This is a genomic window from Streptomyces sp. NBC_00353 (genome assembly GCF_036108815.1).
Lineage (GTDB): Bacteria > Actinomycetota > Actinomycetes > Streptomycetales > Streptomycetaceae > Streptomyces.
The window spans coordinates 9,826,182-9,848,962 of sequence record NZ_CP107985.1 but is presented as its reverse complement, the minus strand read 5'-3'; the positions used below and the strand labels follow the sequence as shown (position 1 = coordinate 9,848,962).

The window sequence follows — 22,781 nt, the reverse complement described above, 5'->3', positions numbered from 1 at the left end:
CCTGTCGGCTCTTCAGTTGGGCCTGGCGGCCCAACTACGGGCCTGACGGCCCGAGGTGACGCGTCGTCATGCCTGGCGGCATGACTGTGAGTTGGCTGGGTTGGCCCTGACGGGCCAACAGAGGAAGAACCGGGGCCTGGCGGCCCCGCTGTCGCATGCTCAGGTGTCATGCCTGACGGCATGACAGTGGGGTGTCGGGTGGGTTCGGGTTCCCTGCCCTGCCGGGCAGGGGTTCGGTGCATCTCGGCGCCTACGGCGCCGTGATGTCGTAAGGGTTTTTTAGACAGTTATCCGGTTCCTCTCCCCCTCTGGCGTACCTGGGCGGGTGCGCTTTGGCCCTGACGGGCCAACAGAACGGAGCACGCGGGGCACGTCTGCCGGCATGTCCGGTTCTTGTAGTGCCCCGCTGCCGCGGGGCACGTCTTCGCCGGTTTTGGAGTGCGTTGTCAGACCCGGCCTGTATGTTCCGGAAGTTGTTGGCCCGTCTGGAATGAGCCCCGAATACCACTGGTGGGGCGTGGAGGGGTGGTGAGCTGTGCCTGTCAGTCAGCATGTTGCCGCTCGGAGGATCATTAGCGCTGCTCTGCGGGCCGGTGCGGCGTGGATCAACCGGGTTGAGGAGCCTCGTGCGTGGCGGGAGCTGTCTCGTATGCATGGAGTGCTCTTGTCCAGTCTGCCCGTGAGGGCAGGCCCTTCGACGCCTGCCGAGATGATCGACTTGCTGCCGGTTCGCTTGCGGGAGTGGGTGCCGTTGGCGTGGGATGAACTGCCTTCGGAAATGGGGGATTTGGTTGTCCTGACGGACAACGGTGAGCTGACCGAGGAGGCCTTCGAGGCGGGGATGAACTATCTGGAGGCCCTGTACGGGGACGACGGATACTTCGATCTCGGCGGGACGTGGCTTCCGGCGTGGGTTCGGCAGACGGCTGAGCAGACGGAGCGGGCTGCCTTTCGGCACATCCGCTCCGGCGGGCAGGCCGGCTATGTGGCGGCGCGAACCATGCTGACCGAGGTGCCGTACGGCACGCAGCGGGCATTGGTCGAGGAGTACTCGCGGCGTGGCACGGCACGGATGGACGTGTACCGGCCTGTTCCCTCGGACCGGGTCTGGGTAGGGGCGTCGTCGTGGTTGTGGCCGTGTCCGCAGTGCCGGTATCCGATGGTGCTGCGGGGTGGGCAGTTGCGGTGTGAGTACCCGCCGCATCAGAGCCGGTTCGGTCTGGTCGCGGGCACTGGCAAACGGGGTGGGCCGCCTGCACTGACCGGTGGGCGGGACCGGTTGGCGACGGCTGCGGAGCCGGCGGAGGGCGTGTTGTGCCTGGACTGGGGGGTGTGGCGGTACATCACCTGTCCCGGGCTGAGTGAGGTGGGCCTGATGCAGTGGCTGGAGAAGCAGGAGGGGGTGCGGGTCGAGCGCTGGGAGAACCTGGATGAGTGGGATATCGGCGTCTACCTGGCGGACGGGCAGCGCTGGCGAGTGGACGTCAAAGACCACCAGGACGCGCAGACGATCATCGACCGGCCACCTGCCGGGGAGACGGTGGTCGTGCCCAACTACCGGCGCAGCCAAGTCAATCAGCTGCAGTCCGGGCTCGACGCGCTCGGGACTGCTGACGGGCAACGCTACAGCGTGTTCACGGTCAGCCGTTTCAAGGCGGCCGTGACCCGGCGGTTGAAGGGGATGGACGCATGACGTCGCTGAAGAACGCGAGGTACTCCGTCAGCGTGCCGCTGACGCTGCGGGCGGCGATCCTGCTGGCCGCACGGGTGTTCCCCAACCGGGCGCTGGAGGAGCAGGCAGCGTGGCGGCGTGTGGTGGATCTTGCTGATGCGCATTTCCTGGCCACGGGGCAGATGCATCTGTGGGACGGCTGGCCTGCTCTGGCTCTGCCCGATCAGGTACGGATCACGCGGATGCTGCGGCAGCGGCCGGCTGTCCTTGCCTCCCATTCGGTGTTTGTCACGGAGACGGCAGCGGTCCTGGGCAGCGGTGAGGCGGTCGAGTTCGCCCCGGCCGACGGGGAGGAGCAGGTGCTGATCCTCCCCGTGGGCGACGAGGAAGCCGTCATCGATGCCTTGCTGAACGAGCTCGAGGACAACGCGGCCAAGGGGCAGTTGGTGCCCAAGCCTGCGCCACCCGGCTCCTACGTCAGCGACCTGCGGATTAGGGATGCGCTCAGCCCCTCCGGCCGGGTGGTGGACGTCTTCTACGACCTCGACTACCAAGGGCCCCCTGCTCCCAGCGTGGTGCAGGAGCTGGGCGACGCCCCGGTCGCGGACGAGGTGGTGATCCCCTTCGCCGACCTGGACAAGATCGCGGGCCGGCTCGATGAACTGCGCGGGCAGGACTACCGGCGCAAGGCGGTCGCGGACATCAGGCGGCACGCCCGCGGCCGCGACGGCACGGACGTGGGCGACCTCCTGCGCGTCCAGGCCGGGCCGCTGCGGGTCTTCCACGCCCCCACCGGCATGGGCAAGAACGTCCTGAGTGAACTCGTCGCGGTGTGGTGCGCCCAGCAGGGCCGGGTGATCTCGCTGGTCGTTCCGCAGAGCGCGCAGGTCCTGGCCACTGTGTATCGGCTGCGGCAGGATCTGGCCGACCTGGAGGTCTCCGCGCAGGTCACGCCGGTCGTCTCTCCCGCATCCATGATGGATCTGGCCGAGCAGACGGCCGGCAACCCGCAGGACGATGAGGACTTCAGGACCTGGGTGTACCGGGAGATGTCTTACAGCTGCCCCCTGACCGGGCACGCCACCACCTCCTCCGAAGCAGTGGACGCCTGGACGCCAGGCCAGGAGCCGTGCGACCAGCTCAAGCCCAACGGGCCGAAAGCGGACAAGACCCTGGCCTGCCCGTGGCGCGGCGGCTGCGGGAAGTTCCGCCACCACCGGGCTGCGGCGTCGGCGGACATCCTCGTCACCAACCATGCGAACTTCCTCACCGGGCACATCCACGCGCCGGTGGCGGGCCGGCCTGCCCCGGGACAGCGCATGACCACCGAGCAGCTCCTGCTGCACCGCAGTCATCTGGTCATCATCGACGAGGCCGATGCACTGCAGGCGCAGGCTTTCGACCAAGCGGCCCGTCAGGTGCTGCTGGCCCAGGACGGTGCGGAGCGCACCCCGGTACGCGAGCTCGACAGCCAGTTCCGGCGGCACTGCCACCGGCTGCCGATGAGCCTTGAGCAGTACCTGCGGCCGCTGATCAACCACCTGGTGTGGCTGGCCGAGTCCTACGTGTCCCACCTCGTTGGCGGGGTCATCCATCCCGACCGGGAACGGCGCAGCATGGTGGTGCCGCGCCGCTGGGATGGGATGTTCGCCTCCCGGATCTTCAGGCTGGAGGCTGGGGAGCGGCCCACTGAGCAGCAAATGCAGGCGGTCAACCAGCTCTACAAGCGGGAGGGGCCGCTGGAGTTCGCCGATGAGATCGAGGGGCTGGCCGAGCTGAGGGAACTGCTGTCCTCGGTCACGGATCTGGCCGGCGGGTCGGATCGGCTCACTCACGCCACCTTGAAGCGCGTTGGAGAAGCGTTTTCGGCGATCACCGGTGAGACGGACGAGAAGCGGCTGTCCTCGCTGGCTCTGCTGGCGGCCCGGCGGGCGTATCTGGAAGAGATGCGCAGCATCCTGCACCGCATCGTCGGTGTCGCTGCACCGTTGCAGGGGGCGGGGATCTCTGCCGGCAACGGCCTGGTGGACGCGCTGGCCTCGCACGTGCCGTGGCGGGCTGCCCCCTACGGTCCTTTGGGCCGTGCGCTGTTCGCGTTCTCCGAGACGTTCGATCCTGGCGACCGGCACCAGACGGCGCTGCGGCTGAAGTCCTATGTCGGGGATCCGCACGCCCACCTGGCCTACTTGGGCGAGGTGACCGCGCTCGCCCATACCGGCACCCGCCGGGCGGTGATCGGGATGTCCGCCACAGCCTTCATGCCATACGCGCCGCGTCATCACCTCCTGCCGGAGCCGGCCTGGTACGTGCCGGACGACGTCAACGGAAGCCTCACCGTCGAGCTACAGGCTGGCCAGGACAACGGGGCGGGCATCGTGGTGTCCGGCACCGACGGAGTAAACCGGGAGCGCGCTTACACGGCCATGGGGCGCAGCGTCGGCCAGGACCTTCCCGCGCAGCTCGACGCGGTGGCCGCCGATGCGGCCACGGCGCACCGTGCGTATGCACTGCTTGCGCCGACCGCCTACGACGCCGGCCCTGCGCTCGCCCGCGGCATGATCGACGTGGGGGTCGCGGCATCGGAGATCTGCGTGGCAGTGCGGCCGCAGGAGATGGCCTCGCTGGAGCGGATGCCGCCGGGCTGGGTGCCCATCCCCAGCAACCGGCTCGAGCAGTTCCCCCACGCCGTGGGTCACGGCCGGTGCCGGTACCTGATCGCCCCCATGGCACAGGTCGAGCGTGGCCTGAACATCGTCGACCGTGACGGGCGCTCCCTGCTGCATGTGGCCTGCCTGGTCAACCGGCCCATTCCGGTGATGGAAGACCCCCCGGTCCTGCTGTCCCTGGTCAACTCTCTCGCCTACCGACAGCGGCGGCCCGGTCCGGAGCCCGCGGCAGAGCTGGAGCGGCTACGGATCGCGGCGGGCCAGATCTTCGATGACATCCGCAGCGGGCAGGGCTACTTCAAGTCACTGGGCAAGGACGTCAAACTCGCCGTGGTCGCGGAGATCCTGACCCGGCTGATCCAGCTGGGCGGGCGCACCCGCCGCGGCGGGGATCACGGGCGGCTGCGGCTGCTGGACGCCGCCTTCACCCATACCGCCGCCGATTCCACGCTGCCCGCCCTCCTTGAACAGTTGCGCAGGAAATGGCAGGACGAGGACCACATGCCGCTGATCGACGCCGTCTACCGCACCACCATGACCGACGCCCTGCTGGGGCTGACTGAACACTCCCCCACCGGATATGAGGAAGAGGAGATGGGCGAATGGTGAGTGACGACCGCGGCCACCTGTTCACCCTGTCCTTCACGCTGGATGACCGGCTGCTGGGCACGGTGCACGTCTATCCGCAGGACGAGGCGTTCGCGCCGGCCTGGCGGCGGCTGCCGAGGCCGCGGGGCAAGGACGCCGTTCAGCCGATCGCGTCCCTACAGACGGCGGCGCGCGCCGTGACCGGAGAACGGCTGGTGTTCACCAACCCCGACCGGCCCGCCCGGACGGGCCGGTGGGCCGGGCGGAGCGTGATCGTCACGCCCGGGCCACTGGACGGGACCGTGGTGCGCACTCTGATGCGGGAGTGGGAGACGCGGCTGGACGGGCATGACGGCCGTGACACCCTCGCCGCCCTGCTGCAGCTGTCCGACGACGGGCCCCAGCCGCTCAGTTCGCTGCTGCACCGCGACTCCATGGGGCGGATCACCGGTCCCCGCTGGGCGTTCCGGGTGGCCGGGTGGCGGCTGGCGAGCATGCTGGCCGCCCAGCCGCTCCCGCTCGACGAGTCGCTGCCTGCGCTGCGGTTCCACCTCGACAGTGAGGGCGACCTGCTGGCGTGGCAGGCCCCGCTGGTCCACGAGCGGACGTGGATCGACGAGGAGAGCGGCAAACGCCGGCGCATCGCTGGCTACGCCATGGAGCGCATCCACATCGAGGTCGAACCCGCCCCCGGCGGCAAGAGGCTCATCGCGCATCTGTCGGCGCGTATCTCGCGCGTCGCCACCCATTACAAGGGCATCCGCAACGTTCTGCTGTGCCATCCCGTCAATCCGGACATCATCCTCAAGGCCCCGATCACCACCCGGTGGGAGAAGGGTCCGGACGGATTCATGCAGCCCGCGGCCGTCCGCTACCGCGGGGCGACGGCACAGATCGTCGAGGCCTGCGGCGTCGGCCGCCTGCCCCAGCCGCCCCTGACGGGGCTGGACGAGCTGGCAGAGGTGCGCGGAGTGCACCGCACGGGCAAGCACCCGATCGACAAGGGCGCCGGGGCGATGTTCCACGCCCGGCTCGAGGAACACGCCGGCCACGTCCTCGGCCAGGAGCCCGTCGTCTACTCCGGGACATCTATCAAGATCAGTAAGCCGGGCGGGAGCCTGCCGCCCTACGTGCCCGCCGGCAAGATGGCCGACGCCATGGCAAGCGCCCGCCTCGATACGGTGCGCACCGTCGTGCTGTACGAGTCGGTCCAGTGGCACACGCGGGTGATGGGGCAGTTGGCCCGCGATTACGCGCGGCCCGAACTGGCCGATCTGCCCGACGAGCAGCCGGTGGTCCTGGCGCCCGGGTATGAGCTCGTGGCGGTGCGGCTGCCCGAACTGGTCCGCCACGGCGGCCACGACCGCAGCCTGATCCTGAACACGCTGCCCTGGTTCAAGCCGGGTGCCGGGCGGGCGCTGGTCGCGGCCTTGTGTGAGACGCGCTATCCCAGCGAGCAGGAGAAGGAAGCGGGGGTGGCGGACGCCAAGCACGCGCTCAAAGGGCTTTTCGCCGAGCGCGGCATCCCCTCGCAGTTCATCACCATGGACTCCGATCCCGGCGATCCCTACCGGCTGAACACGCCCGAGAAGGTCGCGCGGGCCAGGGCCCGCAACGAGGGTCTGCCGGAGCCGGACGTCGCCTACAAGGACGACCATGCGGTGCAGATCGCGCTCGGCAGCCTGCACTCCGACTCCGGCATCATCGACAACCGTCTGGCCGCCACCGCCTTCCACCGCAACGCCAAGGACACCGCCCTGGACCGGGAGGCCGTGGCGGTGGGGCTGTGGACCCGCTACCACCGCTTCGACGAACGTCCCGGCCGTCCCCGCAAACCGGCCGTGCTGGCCATCACGCTGGTCGCCATGCGGATCCCGCTGGGCGAGGACGCCTACTGGCCCACCCTCATGTACAGCGACCAGGGCTGGCTCCCCCTGGCCCAGGCCCGGGCCCTGCATCATGCCGGTCCCATCGGCAAGAGAGGGCACCATCTGCGGGAGGACCATGGGGGCCCGGAGAACGTGCGCACCTATGTGGACCGGGCGCTGACCGCGCTCAGCAACAGGCTTCCGATCATCCTCTTCGCCGAGGAGCGTGAGCGGATCTGGCCCGGGCTGTGCAACGACCGGCTCGGGGACGGCGCTGTTCCCGGGCAGAGCCTGATCGCCCAGGGGTGGGATGTGGCGATCGTCAGAGTGGGCAACGGGCAGGGCACACCCCAGCCGTCACGGCGCACCGGTGGCGGGGGCAAGCTGCCGGGCAACCCGTTGCAGCCGGTCATGCCGGAGAAGATCCTCTACCGTCACGATCACGGGGACGTGGTGTCCTGGCTGTTTTCCGGGCAGTCCCGTCAGCACGCCGGCGGTCAGCGCACCGGTACCCAGTACACGCGCCGCACTCTGCCCGGCGGTCAGCTGGCCCAGATGGGCGCTCCCTTCCACGCCATGACCCGCACCGAATACGTGGTCGCCCACTGTGGTGGCTGGCGAGAGGAGCAGCTGGTCGGTCTTGCCGCGCGGGTCTCGGAGCAGGCGGCGATGTGGGATGGGCGCACCAACCTTCCTGCGCCCCTGCATCTGGCCAAGAGCGCTGATGAGAAGCATCCCGGCTTCGTCGATCAGGAAGGGTTCGGCGGGTAGCGCGTATAGCGTGGGTGTCGCGGGCTGCTGTCCGGAGCACCTCGCGGCGGTGCGGGGCTGGCTCGCCGTCGCCAGGGGCCCGCGGACCGCGGACCGCGGCCTGACGCCATTCGCTACCGCTCGGCTTCCGCAAGCGCGAGCAGCCGCCCGACGGAGACTCGCGCCGCGTCAAACGTCTCCTTGTAGCCGCCGATCGGCATCTGTGCGTCGCTGAGGACTACCGGGTGCCCCTCAGCCCTGAGCAGCTTGATCACCCTCTGCTCCACGCGGTAGGCATCCGCGCCCGTGGCGAACTGGATCTGAGCGAACGGCACCCAGCCGTGGCTCTGGAACCGAACGACGCGGTCCTCGCGGGTCCGCAGTCCAGTGATCCCGATCTTCACGGCGCCGTACTCGGCGTGGGAGAGGACGTACAGGCGGGCCGGGGCGCCCGGGTCCAGCCCGTAACTCGCGCAGTGCTGGCAGCACTCGCCCCTGTTCCGGACGTTGTTCAGCCTGGGGGCTGAGATCTTCTGGCACCGCTCGCATAGCGAGAGCCAGGGCGAGGCGATGTTCTTGAACGGCTCCAGCGGACGGAAGCCGACGGCCCGCATGTCGGCAACCGCCTCGTGCGGGTCTCCGGGCCCGTACCGCTTGCAGAACCGGCAGCCGCCGTCGCGGCCGGTGACGTTGTCGTACCGGGGGGCCACGATGTGCCCGGCCGCGACGCACTGCGACAGCCACGGCTTACCGGTCCCGAGGAAGTCCACCAGCACGATGAAGCCGTGTTCCAGCATCGCCGCCGCAGCCTCTTCCGGGTTCTTCGGGGCGTTCGGCGCGCACCAGATGCAGGCCCCCTGCCCGTTCATCACGTTGTTGCGGTTCGGATAGATGACCTGCTTGCACGGGATGTGACGGCACATCCAGGGTTCGCGGGCCCGGCCTGGGTAGGGCTCCAGGGGCTCGGCGTTGCCCAGCCGGCGCATGTCAGCGACCGCGACGCTGGCGGGAATCGAAGGGGGCATGGCCATCTTCCTTCTGGGGGCTGACGTGGTCTTGATCGGCGGCGGGCGGGCGGGCCGTCGGCGGCAGCGCGCTCTGGCTTGGTCTACTGCTTTGGGTAGGTGGCGAGGTACTCCAGGAGGGCAGAGAACGCCGTGACCATGTCGTTCAGGTCGACCGCGTCCTGGAGTACTACAGAGCTTCCATGCCCGCCGCCCTCGTATCCGTAGTACCGCGGATGGCCCTTCGCCCCTGGCTTCTTCTTGAATCCGTCGTCCTCCGGATCCATCACCAGTGCCTGCACGCTGGGGCCTGCGTGCTGGACGAAGCTGTTGCGGGCGAGCCATTTCTGATGGCGGTCCGCGAGGAATCCGTTGGCGGCGGAAGTGGCCTCTGGCGTCTGCACCATGATGCGGATCTCGAAGGGGCTGTCCGTTCCGCGTCTCGGCTGCAGGCGCTGGATCTCGGCGACGACATAGCCGTCTTCCGTCTCCCGCCAAGCGCAGATGTTCGGAGCTCCCATCTGGGAGCGCTGCCGCAAGTTGAACACCGTGCCCTCTGGGGCTGCAGCCTGCGTGAGGCGCGCCAGTCGCCGCAGCCGCAGTGCGTCGCTGAGCGCAATCGAGGCCTGGTCCGCCGGGCCGGTCGCCTCGCCCTCCAGCACCACGAGCTGCTGATGCGCCCAGACGGCCAGCAGTCGGGCGAGGTCGTCCGATGAACTGTTCCAGCCGCCGAGGAGACCGCGGAAAGTGAGCCGACGGGACCAGGTACTCGGGCCGTCCGGGATCGGATCGGCATTCGGGCCCACCAGGTAGCGGTCAGCTGCCGGTATGCCCTTCGCCTCTGCCCAGGCGTCGTACGCCGCGAACTGTTGGCCGTGAGCACCGGCGCCGAGCTTCATCTCCATCAACACGCGCTCGACGCCGTCCAGCAGGACGACGAAGTCGGCCCGACCGGTAGGCGCACCTATGCGTGCCTTCACCCGGACCTCGCGCCGAACGGTGATCGTGCCCTGTGCTAAGCGCAAGGCCGATCTGAGCGGCTCGGGATCAAGCTCGGCAAGGAAGCACAGCAAGTCCGCCCAGTCGTCTTCGGTACGCAGCAGGCGCGTCAGTCCGTAAGTCACGGCCGGACGCTACACGCCGCCTCTGACAACCGGTCTCAGGACCGGGGCCCATTGTCAGAGTCGGCTCCCACGATGAGGTCGTGGACAGCACTATGGGCTCGCTGACGCCCGACCAGGAGCTTCGTGGCCTGCTGACCGATCTGCTCGACGGACGCGAACCGTGGGACCTGCTGGAGCGGGAACACGTGGGCCGCGGGCCTCGGGCGGCCGTCCGGCTCCTCGCTCAGACTTTCCGTCTCGCCGCTCACGGGCCCGGTATGAGGTCACTTGGAGTAGGTCTGTTTCCAGCGTGATCGGTGGCTGGCTCCTCCTTGTCCGCGTCCGTTGACTTCGGCCAGCGCTAACAGCGGTGTCCCGTTGTTCCACAGGCCGAAGAAGTCACGGTGCAGGGTGAGGATCTGGTGGCCGACGGCGAACGCTTCGGCCTGGCGGCTGAACCGTGTGGTGGCAACGAAGATGGCCACATCGGCAGCGAAATGCACCTTCGCTCCGAGCAGATCGCGTACTTCGCGGCTGGCGATCGTTCGGTGGGGTGCGTATCGCTTGCACTGGATCACCATGGTCCGGCCGTCTGGCAGTCGGCCGAGTACATCGGCTCCGTTGTCTCCGGTTCCGCCGACTGTGCGTACCTGTGTGCAGCCGTCACGGCGGCACAACTCTGCGACCACTTCCTCGAACTGAGTTCCAGACAGTGTGTCGATCACCGCCAACGTCCGCTGTCCTGCTGCGATCTGCTCCTGCCGTCTCCAAGCGGCGTCCTTGCTGCGCAGCAGCCTGTCGGTGTGCCATAGCCGCCACGCCATCCAGCCGGCTCCCACGACGACAAGGATTGAGCCGATATACAGCCAGATCACGGGGCGCAGCAGGGCCAGCAGGACCAGTGCGGCGATCGCGCCTGCTGCCGCCTTGTACCGGGCGTTGCGGAGTCTGCGGGCAGTTCTGCTGTTGCGTTTGGCCGCCATGTACGCTCCCTCGTGCGCCGGGCCGGTATCAGTTCCTCCCTTCTGTGCAGTGTGGGCATGCCGAGCAGCTCCGCCAGGGCGCTGTTCAGGCCATTGGCTTGAACCTCCCGTCCCATGCTGGCGCCGGACGTCATCCGGTCCCCGTTCGAGGAGGTGGGCTCGCCTGCTTACAGGCCGAGTTCAGCCAGTGCTGCCTGCTTGTGCTGGTTGAGGCCGGAGCGACGGCGGCGCAGGTTGCTCAGCCACTGGCCCAGGCGCACGGGGTCGCCTTCGATCTTCTCGATGTGGCGCTGGGGGACGTTGAGATGGCCTTCTCGCGCGCGGAATGCCTGTGCGGCGGCCAGCCCGCGCTGGAAGGCACGCTCCCGCGTCGGCACGTCCGCCTCCCCGGCCGGGGAGGCGGACGTGCCGGGCAGGTCGACGAGTCCCAACTCCGCCAGCATGTACCTCTGTTCAGGGTGAAGGCGGTCGGATCGGGCGCGCTGGGCCTCAAGCCACCTCTCTTCTTCCGCGGCCGTCCCGTTGCGTTCCAGGCTCTGGCGGGCGGCGTGGTAGGTCCGCTGCCAGGTGATCGGCCAGGGCGGGTTCCACCGCCGGTCCAGAGCAGTGAGGGCAGCAGCACGCAGGTCGGTGAGCGTCTCGGCGCGGGTGCGCTGCGTGGCCAGCCAGCGGCCTAGGGGGAAGCCGTCATGGACTTCCTCGACGGGTGCGGCGAGGTGGCCGTGGCGGGCGACGTAGGCAGCGGCGTGAGCCAGTGCCCGGTCGAAGGCCTGCTGGCGGGGGTCCCAGATGATGCCGAGGCGCTCGAGGGCGTGGACGCGTACGGCGTCGAGGGTGCCCTTGGCGTGGAGGTGACGTTGCCAGGTGAGCCAGCGGCCCAGGGGGTAACCGGTGGGGTCTTCGTAGGTCTGGGGGACGTCGAGGTGGTGGTGGGTGTGGTGGTAGCTGCGGGATGCGGCCAGGCCGCGGCGCCATTCGGCGCTCTTGGGGGCGAGGACGCGCAGGGAGAGGGCGAGGGCGACTTCTTCGCCCTGGGTGGGGCGGTCGAAGCGGAGCCAGGCTTCGGGGTCCTCGCCGGGCATGGTGGGGCGGTTGGTGCGGGGGTCTGACAGGCGGGCGTCGAGGCGGTCATCGTGGGCGCGCAGGGCCTGGATGGTGCGCCACAGCGGGGTGTAGGCGTCGGCACCCAGAAGGTCGTCGGGGTCTTCGTCGGGGGTGAGGTAGACGGGGACGACAAGGGTGGCCTTCTTCCCGGCGCCGGGTTTTTGGCGCAGGGCACGGCCGACGGCCTGGACGGTGTCGACGGGGCTGTTTTTGGGGTCGCCGAAGACGACGGCGTCGATGTCGGGGACGTCGATGCCTTCCCCCAGGACGCGGGCGTTCGACAGGACAGCCGGGGTGTCGGGGCTGGTGTGAGAGGTGAACTCGAGGAGGAGGCGGCGGCGGACTTGGGGGGCGTGGCTGCCGCTGATCCAGTCCGCCCACAACCCCTCGGGCCGCAGTTCGGTGGGGAGGGTGGCGGCGGTGTCGGTCAAGGTGGTGGCGAAGGCGCGGGCGTCGGCGACGCGGTGGTGGAAGGTGAGGATGCGGCGTAGCCGGTGGTCGTGGATGGCGCGCAGGGCGGCGACCTGGCGGCCGGCCAGGCGCAGTCCGTCGACGCCGGCTCCAGCTCCCGTGGCAAGCCAGTCGCGCAGGTCCGTGTCGGTGACGACGGGGACGAGGATCTGGTAGTCGGCGAGCAGCCCGAGGTCGATGGCGTCGGAGAGGTTGAGGTGGTAGGCGACGGGACCGAAGAGGTCTTCGTCGTCCATGGAGGCCACTGCCTCTGCTCCGTCGCCGTCCGAGGTGTCGTCGGGGTCCCAGATGCGGGGGGTGGCGGTCAGGTAGAGGCGGCGGGCGGCAGGGATCTGGTCGTCGTGGTGGACGGTGGCCCATGCCTTGCCGAGACGGCCGGCCGTGCGGTGCGCCTCGTCGATGACGATCAGGTCCCAGGGGGGCAGTTGGTGGTCGCGGTGCGCGGTGACCACTGCAGTCAGGGAGGCGTAGGTGGCGTAGACGGTTACCGAGCCTGGTCCCGTCTTGCGGATGTGGGCGGCCAGTTCACCGGGGTCGGTGGTCATGGGTACGTCGGCACCGACTGGTTCGTGGTCGAGTGCCTGGCGCGCGGAGCAGACCGCGATGGCGGTGCCTTTACGCCCGGCCAGCCGCCAGGAGCGGATGGTCTGGGACAGCAGGTCCAGTGTCGGCAGCAGCACGAGGACACGGCCGCGTGGTGCGGTGCGGGCGGCGGTGCGGGCGGCGATCAGGGTCTTGCCGGTGCCGCAGGCGGCGATCACGCTCGTGCGGGGGTGCTGGGTCAGGTTCCGGGTGGCTGCGGCGACCGCGTCCCTCTGGTGGGGGCGCAGCGTCAGCTCTGTGGGTGCCATGGGCAGTGGGCGGCTTCCAGAAGGGGGTTGGTCAGGCGGCGGGGATGCGGTGCTCGGAGAGGTGTTCGAGGACGTGCTGGTGGGCTTCCCAGCCGTCGGGGAACTTGGCGGGGACATCAAGCGGGACGGGGTCGTTGGAGGGGTGGCGGTCGAGGAGGTCGGTGATGCCAGCGCGGGCGACCATGATGCAGGCGTGGCGGTGGCGTGAGGCCAGCACGCACAGGCGACCGGCTTCCAGGTGGAAGGCGGAGGCGTCACGGCGGCCGGAGAGCGGGTGCAGGACGATGGTGACGGCGAATTCGCGGCCCTGCAGGCGGTTGGCGGTGTCGGCGCGTACTCCTCGGGTGTGGGGGGTGTGGTTGAGGAACTGCTGGATGTGGCGGGCCTGTTCGCGGTGCGCGGTGCCGATGGCGATGTCGGCGGGCTGGAGGCGGCGTCCGTCGGGGTGTTTCTCGCAGACGGCATCGGCTCCGCGGGTCAGGAGGCGGGAGGCCAGGGCGACGGCGGCGTGGGCGGCCTCGGCGTCGATGCGTGCGGTGTGCCGGGGCGGGAGTTCGTGCAGGGCCCAGCCGGTGCGGGCGGCTTCCTCGACGGTGGCGTCGCAGGGGTCGTGCAGGCCTTGGGTGGTGAGGGTGAGGGTGCGGGTGGCGGGCGCTGTGCCAGGGTGGAAGGGGGTGAAGGGGTAGAAGGCGCGGGAGACGAGGCTGGCTGCTGAGGGGGGAAGGCGCCAGGAGACGGGCAGGGTGTGGATGGTGGTGTCGTTGTGGTTCGTCAGGACGGTGACGGCGTTGTTCATGGGGTCGTGGGGCAGCCCGGTCCACCGGGGAGTGCTGACGATGGAGAACGGGTCGAGCTGTCCGGGGTCGCCCACGAGGAGGGCACGGTCGAAGAGTTTGGCGATCAGCAGGAGGGCGTCGGAGCGCATCTGGTAGGCCTCGTCGATGATGGCCCACTGCCATCGGGGTCCGTCGACGTAGGCCCATTTCATGGCGGTTGCGATGATCACGTCGCAGGAGAGGACGTCTTTGATGTCCTTGCTGATGATGGTGTCGGTCAGGGCCAGGATTTCTTCGGGTGCCTCGTAGGTGCCTCCGGTGAGGCGTCCCACGCGCAGCCGGGGGGCTGCGGGGTCGGCGAGGCTGATCAGGAGGTCATCGACCTGGTGGTTGGTCTGGGCGACGATGATGCATCGTTCACCGGCGGCGGCGAGGGTGCGGGCGGCGCGTACGACGAGGGTTGACTTCCCGGCGCCCGGGGGCGAGTCGACGACCAGAGGCTGGTCGGTGCCGGCGGTGAGTGCGGTGAGGATGCTGGCGACGGCGGCGTTGGCCAGTTCCGCGGGCGGGATCGAGGGCTGGGTCATGACGGGGGTTCCTCGGTCTTCTCCAGGCCGGCGGCAGGGTGGTTGTGCTGGGGGCCACCGTGGGTCCAGGGGGTGTTCTCGCGGCTGGGGAACGGGGGCCGGCTGAAGAATTCGGGGGCGAAGGTGAGCTCGAGCGTGTCTCCGACGTCGGGGACGGAGTCGGTTCTGGGTTTGTTCACGGTGCCGGTGAGGGTGGTGACCTCCAGCAGGAGATCCGTTCCCCGGCTGTGGGGCGTGATGGCGCGCACGGCCAGGTGTACGCGGGGGTTGCGGGGCCCGGCGAGCAGGTGTCCGACGTCCAGGCGTACCGGGTCGGTGGTGTGCAGGGTCAGGCGCGGGCGCAGTTTGGGGCTTCTGGCGCCGGGGACGGTGTGGTGGGCGTCGACGTCGGTGACGGTGCCGGTGAGGGCTTCTCCGGTGGTGCGCCGTTCGGCCATGAAGAAGGGGTCTTCCAGGGCGCGGTGGGCGTCGAAGGCGCCTTGGGCCAGTTCCATGCGGGCGAGTCGGCGGGCGGCGGAGACGGGGTCGTCCTTGCGGGGCTGAGGGCGTCCGTCTTCGGCGAGGTAGGTGCTGTAGGCAGTGAAGCGGTCGCGGTCGGCGGCCCAGCGGCGCTGGGCGTCCTGGGTGAGGGGTGAGGTGCGCAGCAGGCCGAGGGCGTGCCAGGCGTCGTCCCAGGTGGGCTTGAGGTAATCGTGGAGGAGGGTGTGCAGCCGGTCGGTGAGCCGGAGTATCGCGGCGGTGTTGCCCTCTTTGACGGCGGTGTCGTAGGCCGTCAGCAGGGGGTCGAGTTCGAAGCTGTCGAAGGAGGGGTCGGCGGCTGGGCCGGCGGGTCGGTGCAGTCGGCCGTCGGGGCCGGGCGCTTGGGGGTTTTCGGCCTCTAGGGCGGCGCGCAGGCCCGTGGTTCCGGGGGGTGGGTCGATCCAGGCGAGGAGGGCGGCCAGGTGCTCGTCCTCCAGGCGGCTCTGGCCGGTGATCCAGCGGGTGGCGAGCAGGTCGGTCAGGGCCAGCAGGAAGGCGGAGCCGGGATGTTCGGCGTGGTCGGCGAAGAAGGTGAGCCACTGGCCGAGGCGGCTGACGCTGCGGGCCGGATCGGTTCCCTCGGGCGTGTCCGTGAAGCGCAGGGCGCGGCCGAGCCGCTGGACGTAGGGGATCGACTTGCGGTTGGCGACCAGGAGTTGAGGGGCATGGGTGTGACGTTCGCGAGAGGGCTTCTTGCCTTTCGCGGGCAGGTGTTCGGTGTTCTGGAAGCTGTTGATGTAGGTGAGGACGTGGTCGGCCAGTTCTTCCCGGAACGCGGTGGGCCGCCCGCCTGGCGGGGCGACGAGGAGGCGGGGATGGCCCGGATCGCTGCCGAGCATGACGGCCAGCGGGGTCGCTTCGGTGCCGGAGCGGTTGAGCGGCAGGAAGATCAGCGGCTGGTCGGTGAGGTGGAAGTGGCCGATCATACTGGCGTCCTGCACCGTTTCGGTCTCGGCCGCCTCGAGGCGCAGCAGGGTGGAAAGCCGGCTCATGCGGACTCCCGCAGTTGGGTGCGGACGGTGTGCGCGTGCTGGAGGGCGGCGGCCAGGTCGGCTTGGTCCGGGGCGGGCTCACGGGTTCCCTCGGCGAGGCGCAGGGCGGTGCCGATGTGGTCGACGCCGCCGAGGTCGTCGCGGATGTCGCTGCCCAGGACGTCGATCAGGCCGTCGTCGCGGGCTTCGCCGCGGCAGACGTAGGCCAGGTCGCAGAAGTGGCGGCAGGCGGGGGTGTAGCGGGTGGTGGTGGCTTGCAGGGCTGCGATGAGTTCTTTGGGGTCGCGGGTGGGCCGTTCGTCCTGGTCGAGGGCGAGGTCGAAGGTGGTGCGGTCGGGCAGCGCGTCGAGGAGCGGCTCGATGCGGGTGAGCCGGTCGAACTGGCGGGTGAGGGCGGCGATCTTCTTGCGGGCGTCGACGACCTTGGCGGTGGGCTGGCGGGTGAAGTTGCGGGGCGTGACGAGGATGACGTCGCGGGAGACCTGGTTGGGGTCGATTCCCTCCTTTTCGAGGAGTTCGCGCAGGGCGAGGATGTAGACGGCGCCCTGGGTGACGGCGGCGGCTACTTTCACCGGGCTGGCCTGGTCGTCGACGATGGCGAAGGACTTGATCTCGATGATGTGGAAGACGCCGTCGATCTGGAAGGCGACGACGTCGGGTTCGAGGAAGACGGGGTTGCCGGCGACGGTCAGCTGCAGGATGGGGTGGTCCAGCAGCGTGCGGGCGGGGCTGGTGGAACGGGCTGCTTCCAGGACGGCGTTGCGGGTGTGGGTGTAGCGGATCTGGTGGGAGGCGTCCTGGGTGCCGACGACTGCGAGGTCGGTGTGGGCGGCTTCGGGCAACGGCAGCTTCAGGACGTCGCGCAGCAGGCGCAGCAGTTCGGCGCAGCCGTCGGCCTTGACCTGCTGTTCGAAGGTGGCTCCGTTTCGGAGGGCGATGGAGGATTTGGCGAGCGGGCGGGGTTTACCGAGGTGGACAGCGATGGCGTCCTTGTCGACCCCGGCGGCGTCCAGCAAGGCCCGGCGGTTGCAGCCGGGGTTGGTGGTCAGGGCCGCAAGGGTGCGGGCGTCGTGTCCTTTGGCGGAGACGGGGCCACGCAGTGCGTCGAGCCGGTCGTCGAGCAGACTCACGATGTTTCCTTGCAGGGACGGGGCGCAGGCGGTCAGGGCACGGAGCGCAGGCGGCGGGCGGACTGGAAGGACCCTCCGAACATCAGTGCCGCGTCGTCGAGCTGGCTGCGCGCCCGGGCGGCGGCCTGGGTGCGGCTGATGGTGTCGCTTTCGGTGTGCAGGGTGAGTTCGTCCTCGGCGGCGCGGCGTAGCAGGCCCAGGTCAAGAGGTGTGCCGGCCGGGTTGGACTGCGGTATGGGGGGCTGGGCGCCGGGGATGTTCTGGGCGTAGCGCGCGAGGAGTTGGCGGGCGGGCAGCGGCAGGGTGTCGGCGTCGAGGCGTTCGGCGGCGTCCGCGATGTTCAGGGCGCTGGTGAGGAAGTGGACGCGGGCGCTGAGGGGGCCGACGATGCGCTGTTCCAGGGGCCAGGTGCTGACGGTGAGCAGGCCGCGGGCGGGCGAGAGGAGGTCGGAGGTGAGTGCCGGGCACAGGTAGTAGGGGCGGGCGCCGGGGGCGCCGCGGTATGAGCGCTCCTCGTCGCGGCGCAGGCTGGTCAATCGCGAGGGGGCCAATCCGCCGGTGAAGAAGGCTTCGTGGACGGTGCTGATGAGTTTGGGGGCGGCAGGCACGGCGAGCAGGGTCAGGACCTGGTGGACCTGTTCGCGTGCGGGCAGCAGGGTCTGCGGCTCCGTGGGAGCGCTGCTTGCGGCCTGGTCGGGGGTGTCGTTCCCGTCGCCGTCTTCGGCCTGCGCGAACAGGGCGTCCCAGGCGCGCTGGGTGCGTCGCAGGTCGTCGCGGAGCTGTTTGATCTGATCGTTGTCACGGGCCAGTTGGGCGCGCCGCATGGCCTGCTGCAGCTGTTGCATGCGCTCTTCGAGTGCGTCCAGATGCTCGTGCATGGTAGCCACCCTACCGTATTCCAGTGTTTTCCAGTTTTCTCCTGTGATTGCTGTTGTAGAGTCGCTGACACTCGTCAACTGCCCTTGCGGCATGAGGCGTCGGGCAGTCCTGCCTGCACTGAGGAGAGCCGCTCATGAAAGCCCTGCACACATCCGACTGGCATCTGGGCCGTACGCTGCTGCAGCGCCGCTCCCGGGACGGGGAGTTCGACGCCGTCCTGGCCGAGATCACCGCCATAGCGGACACCGCCCAGCCGGACCTGATCGTGCACAGCGGCGACCTGTTCGACTCCTACCGGCCCGCGCACAAGGACGTACTTCGCGCGATGCGCTGCCTCAACGACCTTGCACGCATCGCGCCTACCGTGGTCCTGGGCGGAAACCACGACTCCCCCGAGCTGTTCAACCTGCTCAACTACGTGTCCACCACCCTGCGGCCGGACGCCGACCAGGACCGTCTGCAGTTCGTGCACAGCCGCGGCGACACAGACCCGGGCACCGTCCTCGACTTCGACAGCCGCGACGGACGCGAGCGCATCCGCCTGGCCGCCCTGCCGTATGTGCACCCCAACCGCTACCTGCACCTGTTCCCCGGCTTCGGAACCACCGAGGGCGCCTACGCGGCCGGTCTGCGTGAACTGCAGGACGGGCTGCTCGCCCTGCTGCTCAACGGCTATGACCCCGCCCGTGACGTGCTGCTGTTCACCGCCCACCAGTACGTCGCCAGCTCCGTGCCCTCCTACAGCGAGCGGATGTGGGAGGCACGCGAGCCCTACGCCACCGCTGCGGACGCCCTTCCCCAGGTCGCCTATTGCGCCCTGGGGCACATCCACAAACCCCAGCCCATCGGCAGCGGTCGGCTGCCTGCCCGCTACGCCGGCAGCCCCCTTCAGATGGACTTCGGCGAGAGCGAGGAAACCAAGAGCGTCACCGTCGTCGACGCGGCACCTGGCAGGCGCACGCTCATCACCCCACACACGCTTCACTCCGGACGGCGCCTGGCACGCTTCGACGGCACCCTCGAGGAACTCGCCGACTCAGCCGCCCAGTACACCGATGTCTACCTCAAGGCGGTCATCCGCAGCGACGAGCCCATCCCGCGGCTCGGCGCACGGGTCGCCGAACTGGTGCCGGACGCCATCGTGGTGGAGGTCGAGGAGGAATGCGCGGCCACCCGGGCCACCGTCCTGACGGGCGCCGACGCTGCCGACGACGGCCAGCTCGACGTCACCGCGGCGTTCAGCGCCTACCTCGCCGGTACCCGAACCCCCGGCCAGAGTGCCGACGAGGTCGTGTCCGCCTTCGCCAGCCTGCTGAACACGCCGGACACCGTGCTGTCCCCCTCCCCCGCCGAATCCCTGCTCGCCGAAGCCATCACCTCCCCCTGGACCAGCGCCGCATCCGGCGGAACGGAGACCGCCTCATGAAGATCCTCCGCCTGACCTTCTCTGGGGTCCGCAGCTACCCAGGCACCTGCGAGGTCGACTTCACCGGCAAGAGTCTCGTCGGCATCCTCGGCGACACCGGCGCAGGCAAGACCAGCATCCTGGAAGCCATCACCGTCGCCCTGTACGGCAGGTGCTCCTTCACCGACCAGGCGTCCCAGCTGCGCTCCGACGACTGCCCGGCCATGACCATCGACCTCGTGTTCAGCGTGGACGGCCGGGAATGGCGGGTGCACCGTGTCTTCCACACCACGCGCGGTACCCAGGCACGGCTGACGGATCCGGACAACAAGCACATCGACGGCGCACGCGCCGTCGATGCGGCCGTCCGCGCGCTCCTCGGAATCGACTACATCACCTTCAAATCGTCCGTCCTCGTACCGCAAGGGCGTTTCGGCGACCTCCTCAACGCGCGCGATGCCGAGCGCGCCCGCATCCTGAAGTCCCTCTTCGGCGTCGACGAACTGCAGCGGGTACGCCAGCTCGCCGACGAGGCCATCGGCCGTATCAAGGACCTCATCCACCAGGCACGGGAAGTAGATGCCCGGCTGCTCACCGACCCCCGAGCACAGGCCCAGGAGGCCCGGGAACGGCACGAGCGAGCCACCCTCGGTGCCACGGACCTCACCAACCGGCTGGCCGAACTGCGCTCGCGGCAGGTCGCGACTGCACAGGCATCGCAGCATGCCCGCCTCAGTGCGAACGCCGCGGCCGAACTGACCCAGCGGCGCGTGAGCGACTACGGCCGCACCATCGCCGTCATGCGGCAGGCACAGAACGAACTGCAGCAGCTGCAGGACAACAACGCCGCGGCCGAGACCGCCGCCCAGGACGGTCTTCGGGTCTTCACCGCCGAGAAGGAGGCATCTGACACGGCGGGCCTGACCTCCGACGCGCTGGCAGCAGCCGCCCAGGTCCTCAGGGACACGCCCGGCAGGCTCAGCGCCCTCACCGAGGGGCAAGCAGCACACAGGCAGTCCCTGGCCGAGCTCGCGAGCGAGGAAGAAGCCCTGGCTGTGCGCGCCGGCGGACTGCAGGACGCGGAGGAGCACATCGCCGAGCTGCATGGGAAGGCACAGGACGCCGACGAGGAAGCGGCCGCTGCCGCCGAGATCCTGCAGAAACTGACGGCCGTTGTCCGGCACGCCGGGGAAGCGGCCGGCGTGCTGGCGCAGCAGCGTGCCGACCACGCGGCCACCAGCAACAAGCTCAGCGTCCTGGTTCAGGCGCCTCCTGGCAGCGACCCGGAAAAGGCGCGGATCGCCGTGGCCACCGCGCAGAGGGCACTGGACGGCATCCGGCGGCGGGAGGCAGCCCACTCAGCGGGCGACGGTCTGGGCGCAGGAGAGGGCTGTCCCGTCTGCGACCGGCCGCTGCCCGAGGACTACCAGCCGCCGCAGCCGCAGGACGCCGACGCCCTCGCTAAGGCCCGGGCTGCGGTGGAGAAGGCCTCCACCGTGCTGAGCCGCGCAGAGCAGGAACACACCCACCACGCGCACGAGATTGAAGTGCTTCAGCGGGCCCTGGCGAAGCATGAGCAGCAGGTCGAAGAGGCGGTCGCCCGGCTGGAAGCATCCTTGCCCGCGGTGCGTGAGCAGGCGCTGGAACTCGCCTCGCTTACCGCCCACCGCCAGCCTGCGGTGTACGCCAAGGAGCTGGAGAGCACGGTCGCGTCTGCCCTCGCACGCCTGGCCGACGCTGCGCCGCCGACGGCCGATGCTCGGGAGAGCCTGACAGCCGACCTGCTGGAGGGCGCCCGCGGTCGCGTCGTTCATCTGCAGGAGGCAGCCACCGCCAGCAAGGACGAACTGGCGCGCGCAGGGGCAGAGCTGGGCGCAGAGCGTGCCTCGCTGGAAACGGCCACCCAGTCCTCGCGCAAAGCGCACGAGCAGGCGGCTAAGAGGGGCGAGAGCCTGGAGGCGGAGCAGCGCAGCCTGCTGTCGAGCTTGTCGGTGGTCCCCGAGCCCATGCGGGCCGCGCTCCCACCGTCTCCGCAACTCCCCACAGCCGGTGATCTGGAAGCCGCGGCCGAGGCCGTGCGGACGGAGCAAGGACGCCAACAAGAACTGGCCGAACGACAGGAGAAGCTGCGTCAGCGTGTGCAGTCGCTCCAGACCGAGCGGGGTGAACTGGCCGAGCGCCGGCAACGCAAGGTCACCGATCCTCTGCACGGTCTCGAGACACGGCTGCAGCGCTGGACGGACAGTGCCTGCAGCGCAGCAGCGCTGGTCGAGGAGCTCGAACGCCCTGTGCTGCCCTCGCTGGCCGCGTTGGACGATCCTGTTGCTGCGGAGGAGTGCGCCGCAGCCCTGGAGGCCGCCACCGTCCTGCTGCTGACGGCTCTGGAGGAGCACGAGACCACGGCGCGCGCGGCCAGGGCGGAGCTGACCGCGCAGCTTTCCGTGCATGCCCGCGAGGTGTCTGCCGCCTACCTCGGCACCGCGATGTTGCGGGTGACCGATGAGACGGATCCGCTGGAATCCACTCTCCTGGACAGTCTGAGCAGTCAGGCCGGCACGCTGCGCAGCGAAGCGGCGCGCGCCTTGGAGGACGCGGAGCAGGCCCTGTCCCAGATTCCCTACAAGGAGCAGCTGGCGGCCGCGCTCACCGCAGGTGATCGCCAGTTGGCCGCGTGGCGGGCGGTGAGCACCCATATGACGGACGGGAAATTCCTCGGTCATCTCACCGACCTGCGCACCCGCGCCCTCCTCGCGCACGGCAGCGAACTAGTGCAGCAGCTCTCCGGAGGGCGACTGGGATTCGCTGAGGACTTCGACATCGTCAGCCTTGCCAGCCACACCCGGCGCAGCTCTCGCACCCTCTCCGGCGGGGAAACCTTCCAGGCTTCTCTCGCTCTCTCCCTCGCCCTGGTGGAGATGCACGGGCGCAGCGGCACCCGTATGGAGAGCCTCTTCCTCGATGAGGGCTTCGGCACCCTGGACTCCGCTTCCCTCGACAGCGCCCTGCAGGTCCTGCGCACACATGTCGGCACCGACACGCTGCTGGCCGTCATCAGCCATCTGCGGCCGGTCGCCGAGACGGTGCACGACGTGCTGTGGGTAGAAAAGGACCACCGCGGCTCGCAGGCCCGCTGGCTCACCGCAGCCGAACGCGACAGTCTCGTCCGCGACGACCTGCACAATCTCACGGACCCGACGTGAGCGTGCGTCCCAGGCCGACGGGTGGCGTACCGTGTCTGACCGTGCACGATGGGGCTGTGGAGAAGGAAACGGCGTTAACCGGCGGCCGCCTTACCCCAGTGGTACGTGAGGGGAGCGCGGTGCGGACATCCATGCAGCTCTGCTCGCCGGACCCTTCCCGTACGAAGAGACGGCAGCCGGGAGGGGAGGCAGACGCTCCACCAACTCCACCAGGACGGTAACGGCGTTCCCGC

General features: G+C 69.5%; 13 protein-coding genes. 5 read left to right on the top strand and 8 right to left on the bottom strand.

Annotation, left to right across the window (positions count from 1 at the left end; genetic code table 11):
• Nucleotides 1-535 precede the first annotated feature (535 nt).
• From OHA88_RS44325 to OHA88_RS44315, 3 genes are read left to right on the top strand one after another with little or no spacing between them, the layout of a single operon-like run.
• On the top strand, nt 536-1,693 hold the full coding sequence (locus OHA88_RS44325; RefSeq protein ID WP_328623662.1) for a restriction endonuclease-related protein: 1,158 nt from the start codon (nt 536-538) through the stop codon (nt 1,691-1,693).
• Nucleotides 1,690-4,947 (top strand): hypothetical protein, encoded by a 3,258-nt coding sequence (locus OHA88_RS44320; protein WP_328623663.1) that lies wholly within the window; start codon nt 1,690-1,692, stop codon nt 4,945-4,947. Before OHA88_RS44325 ends, OHA88_RS44320 begins: the two co-directional genes overlap by 4 nt.
• Nucleotides 4,941-7,565, top strand: coding sequence for an RNaseH domain-containing protein (locus tag OHA88_RS44315; RefSeq protein WP_328623664.1), 2,625 nt, complete (start codon nt 4,941-4,943; stop codon nt 7,563-7,565). The genes OHA88_RS44320 and OHA88_RS44315 overlap by 7 nt, the downstream gene beginning before the upstream one ends.
• Nucleotides 7,566-7,678: 113 nt before the next feature.
• Here OHA88_RS44315 and OHA88_RS44310 read toward each other — a convergent pair whose 3' ends face one another.
• The 8 genes from OHA88_RS44310 to OHA88_RS44275 all read right to left on the bottom strand — a co-directional run bounded on the left by OHA88_RS44310 (nt 7,679) and on the right by OHA88_RS44275 (nt 17,942).
• Nucleotides 7,679-8,569, bottom strand: coding sequence for a hypothetical protein (locus OHA88_RS44310; RefSeq protein ID WP_328623665.1), 891 nt, complete (start codon nt 8,567-8,569; stop codon nt 7,679-7,681).
• Nucleotides 8,570-8,652: 83 nt separating this feature from the next.
• On the bottom strand, nt 8,653-9,672 hold the full coding sequence (locus OHA88_RS44305; protein WP_328623666.1) for a hypothetical protein: 1,020 nt from the start codon (nt 9,670-9,672) through the stop codon (nt 8,653-8,655).
• A 263-nt stretch (nt 9,673-9,935) separates the two neighbouring features.
• Nucleotides 9,936-10,634 (bottom strand): restriction endonuclease, encoded by a 699-nt coding sequence (locus OHA88_RS44300; protein WP_328623667.1) that lies wholly within the window; start codon nt 10,632-10,634, stop codon nt 9,936-9,938.
• A 167-nt stretch (nt 10,635-10,801) separates the two neighbouring features.
• Nucleotides 10,802-13,060, bottom strand: coding sequence for a DEAD/DEAH box helicase (locus OHA88_RS44295; protein ID WP_328623668.1), 2,259 nt, complete (start codon nt 13,058-13,060; stop codon nt 10,802-10,804).
• Between the two features lie 31 nt (nt 13,061-13,091).
• Nucleotides 13,092-14,423, bottom strand: a complete 1,332-nt coding sequence (locus OHA88_RS44290; protein ID WP_328623669.1) for an AAA domain-containing protein — start codon at nt 14,421-14,423, stop codon at nt 13,092-13,094.
• Nucleotides 14,420-15,934 (bottom strand): hypothetical protein, encoded by a 1,515-nt coding sequence (locus tag OHA88_RS44285; protein WP_328623670.1) that lies wholly within the window; start codon nt 15,932-15,934, stop codon nt 14,420-14,422. Before OHA88_RS44285 ends, OHA88_RS44290 begins: the two co-directional genes overlap by 4 nt.
• Nucleotides 15,931-17,064 (bottom strand): hypothetical protein, encoded by a 1,134-nt coding sequence (locus OHA88_RS44280; RefSeq protein WP_328623671.1) that lies wholly within the window; start codon nt 17,062-17,064, stop codon nt 15,931-15,933. Before OHA88_RS44280 ends, OHA88_RS44285 begins: the two co-directional genes overlap by 4 nt.
• Before the next feature lie 32 nt (nt 17,065-17,096).
• Entirely contained in the window at nt 17,097-17,942 is an 846-nt protein-coding gene (locus OHA88_RS44275) for a hypothetical protein (RefSeq protein WP_328623672.1), read from the bottom strand.
• A gap of 134 nt (nt 17,943-18,076) precedes the next feature.
• On the opposite strand from OHA88_RS44275, the gene OHA88_RS44270 reads away from it, so the two are divergent.
• Together OHA88_RS44270 and OHA88_RS44265 are read left to right on the top strand one after the other, a co-directional pair.
• Entirely contained in the window at nt 18,077-19,369 is a 1,293-nt protein-coding gene (locus tag OHA88_RS44270) for an exonuclease SbcCD subunit D (RefSeq protein WP_328623673.1), read from the top strand.
• A complete protein-coding gene (locus tag OHA88_RS44265) occupies nt 19,366-22,548 on the top strand; it encodes an SMC family ATPase (RefSeq protein ID WP_328623674.1) in 3,183 nt (1,060 codons plus the stop codon). The genes OHA88_RS44270 and OHA88_RS44265 overlap by 4 nt, the downstream gene beginning before the upstream one ends.
• Nucleotides 22,549-22,781 lie beyond the last annotated feature (233 nt).

Coding starts and splice junctions, on each gene's coding strand:
- OHA88_RS44300 (WP_328623667.1), bottom strand. CDS start 10,634: ATGGCGGCCAAACGCAACAGCAGAACTGCCCGCAGACTCCGCAACGCC.
- OHA88_RS44265 (WP_328623674.1), top strand. CDS start 19,366: ATGAAGATCCTCCGCCTGACCTTCTCTGGGGTCCGCAGCTACCCAGGC.
- OHA88_RS44290 (WP_328623669.1), bottom strand. CDS start 14,423: ATGACCCAGCCCTCGATCCCGCCCGCGGAACTGGCCAACGCCGCCGTC.
- OHA88_RS44310 (WP_328623665.1), bottom strand. CDS start 8,569: ATGCCCCCTTCGATTCCCGCCAGCGTCGCGGTCGCTGACATGCGCCGG.
- OHA88_RS44320 (WP_328623663.1), top strand. CDS start 1,690: ATGACGTCGCTGAAGAACGCGAGGTACTCCGTCAGCGTGCCGCTGACG.
- OHA88_RS44285 (WP_328623670.1), bottom strand. CDS start 15,934: ATGAGCCGGCTTTCCACCCTGCTGCGCCTCGAGGCGGCCGAGACCGAA.
- OHA88_RS44270 (WP_328623673.1), top strand. CDS start 18,077: ATGAAAGCCCTGCACACATCCGACTGGCATCTGGGCCGTACGCTGCTG.
- OHA88_RS44275 (WP_328623672.1), bottom strand. CDS start 17,942: ATGCACGAGCATCTGGACGCACTCGAAGAGCGCATGCAACAGCTGCAG.
- OHA88_RS44295 (WP_328623668.1), bottom strand. CDS start 13,060: ATGGCACCCACAGAGCTGACGCTGCGCCCCCACCAGAGGGACGCGGTC.
- OHA88_RS44315 (WP_328623664.1), top strand. CDS start 4,941: ATGGTGAGTGACGACCGCGGCCACCTGTTCACCCTGTCCTTCACGCTG.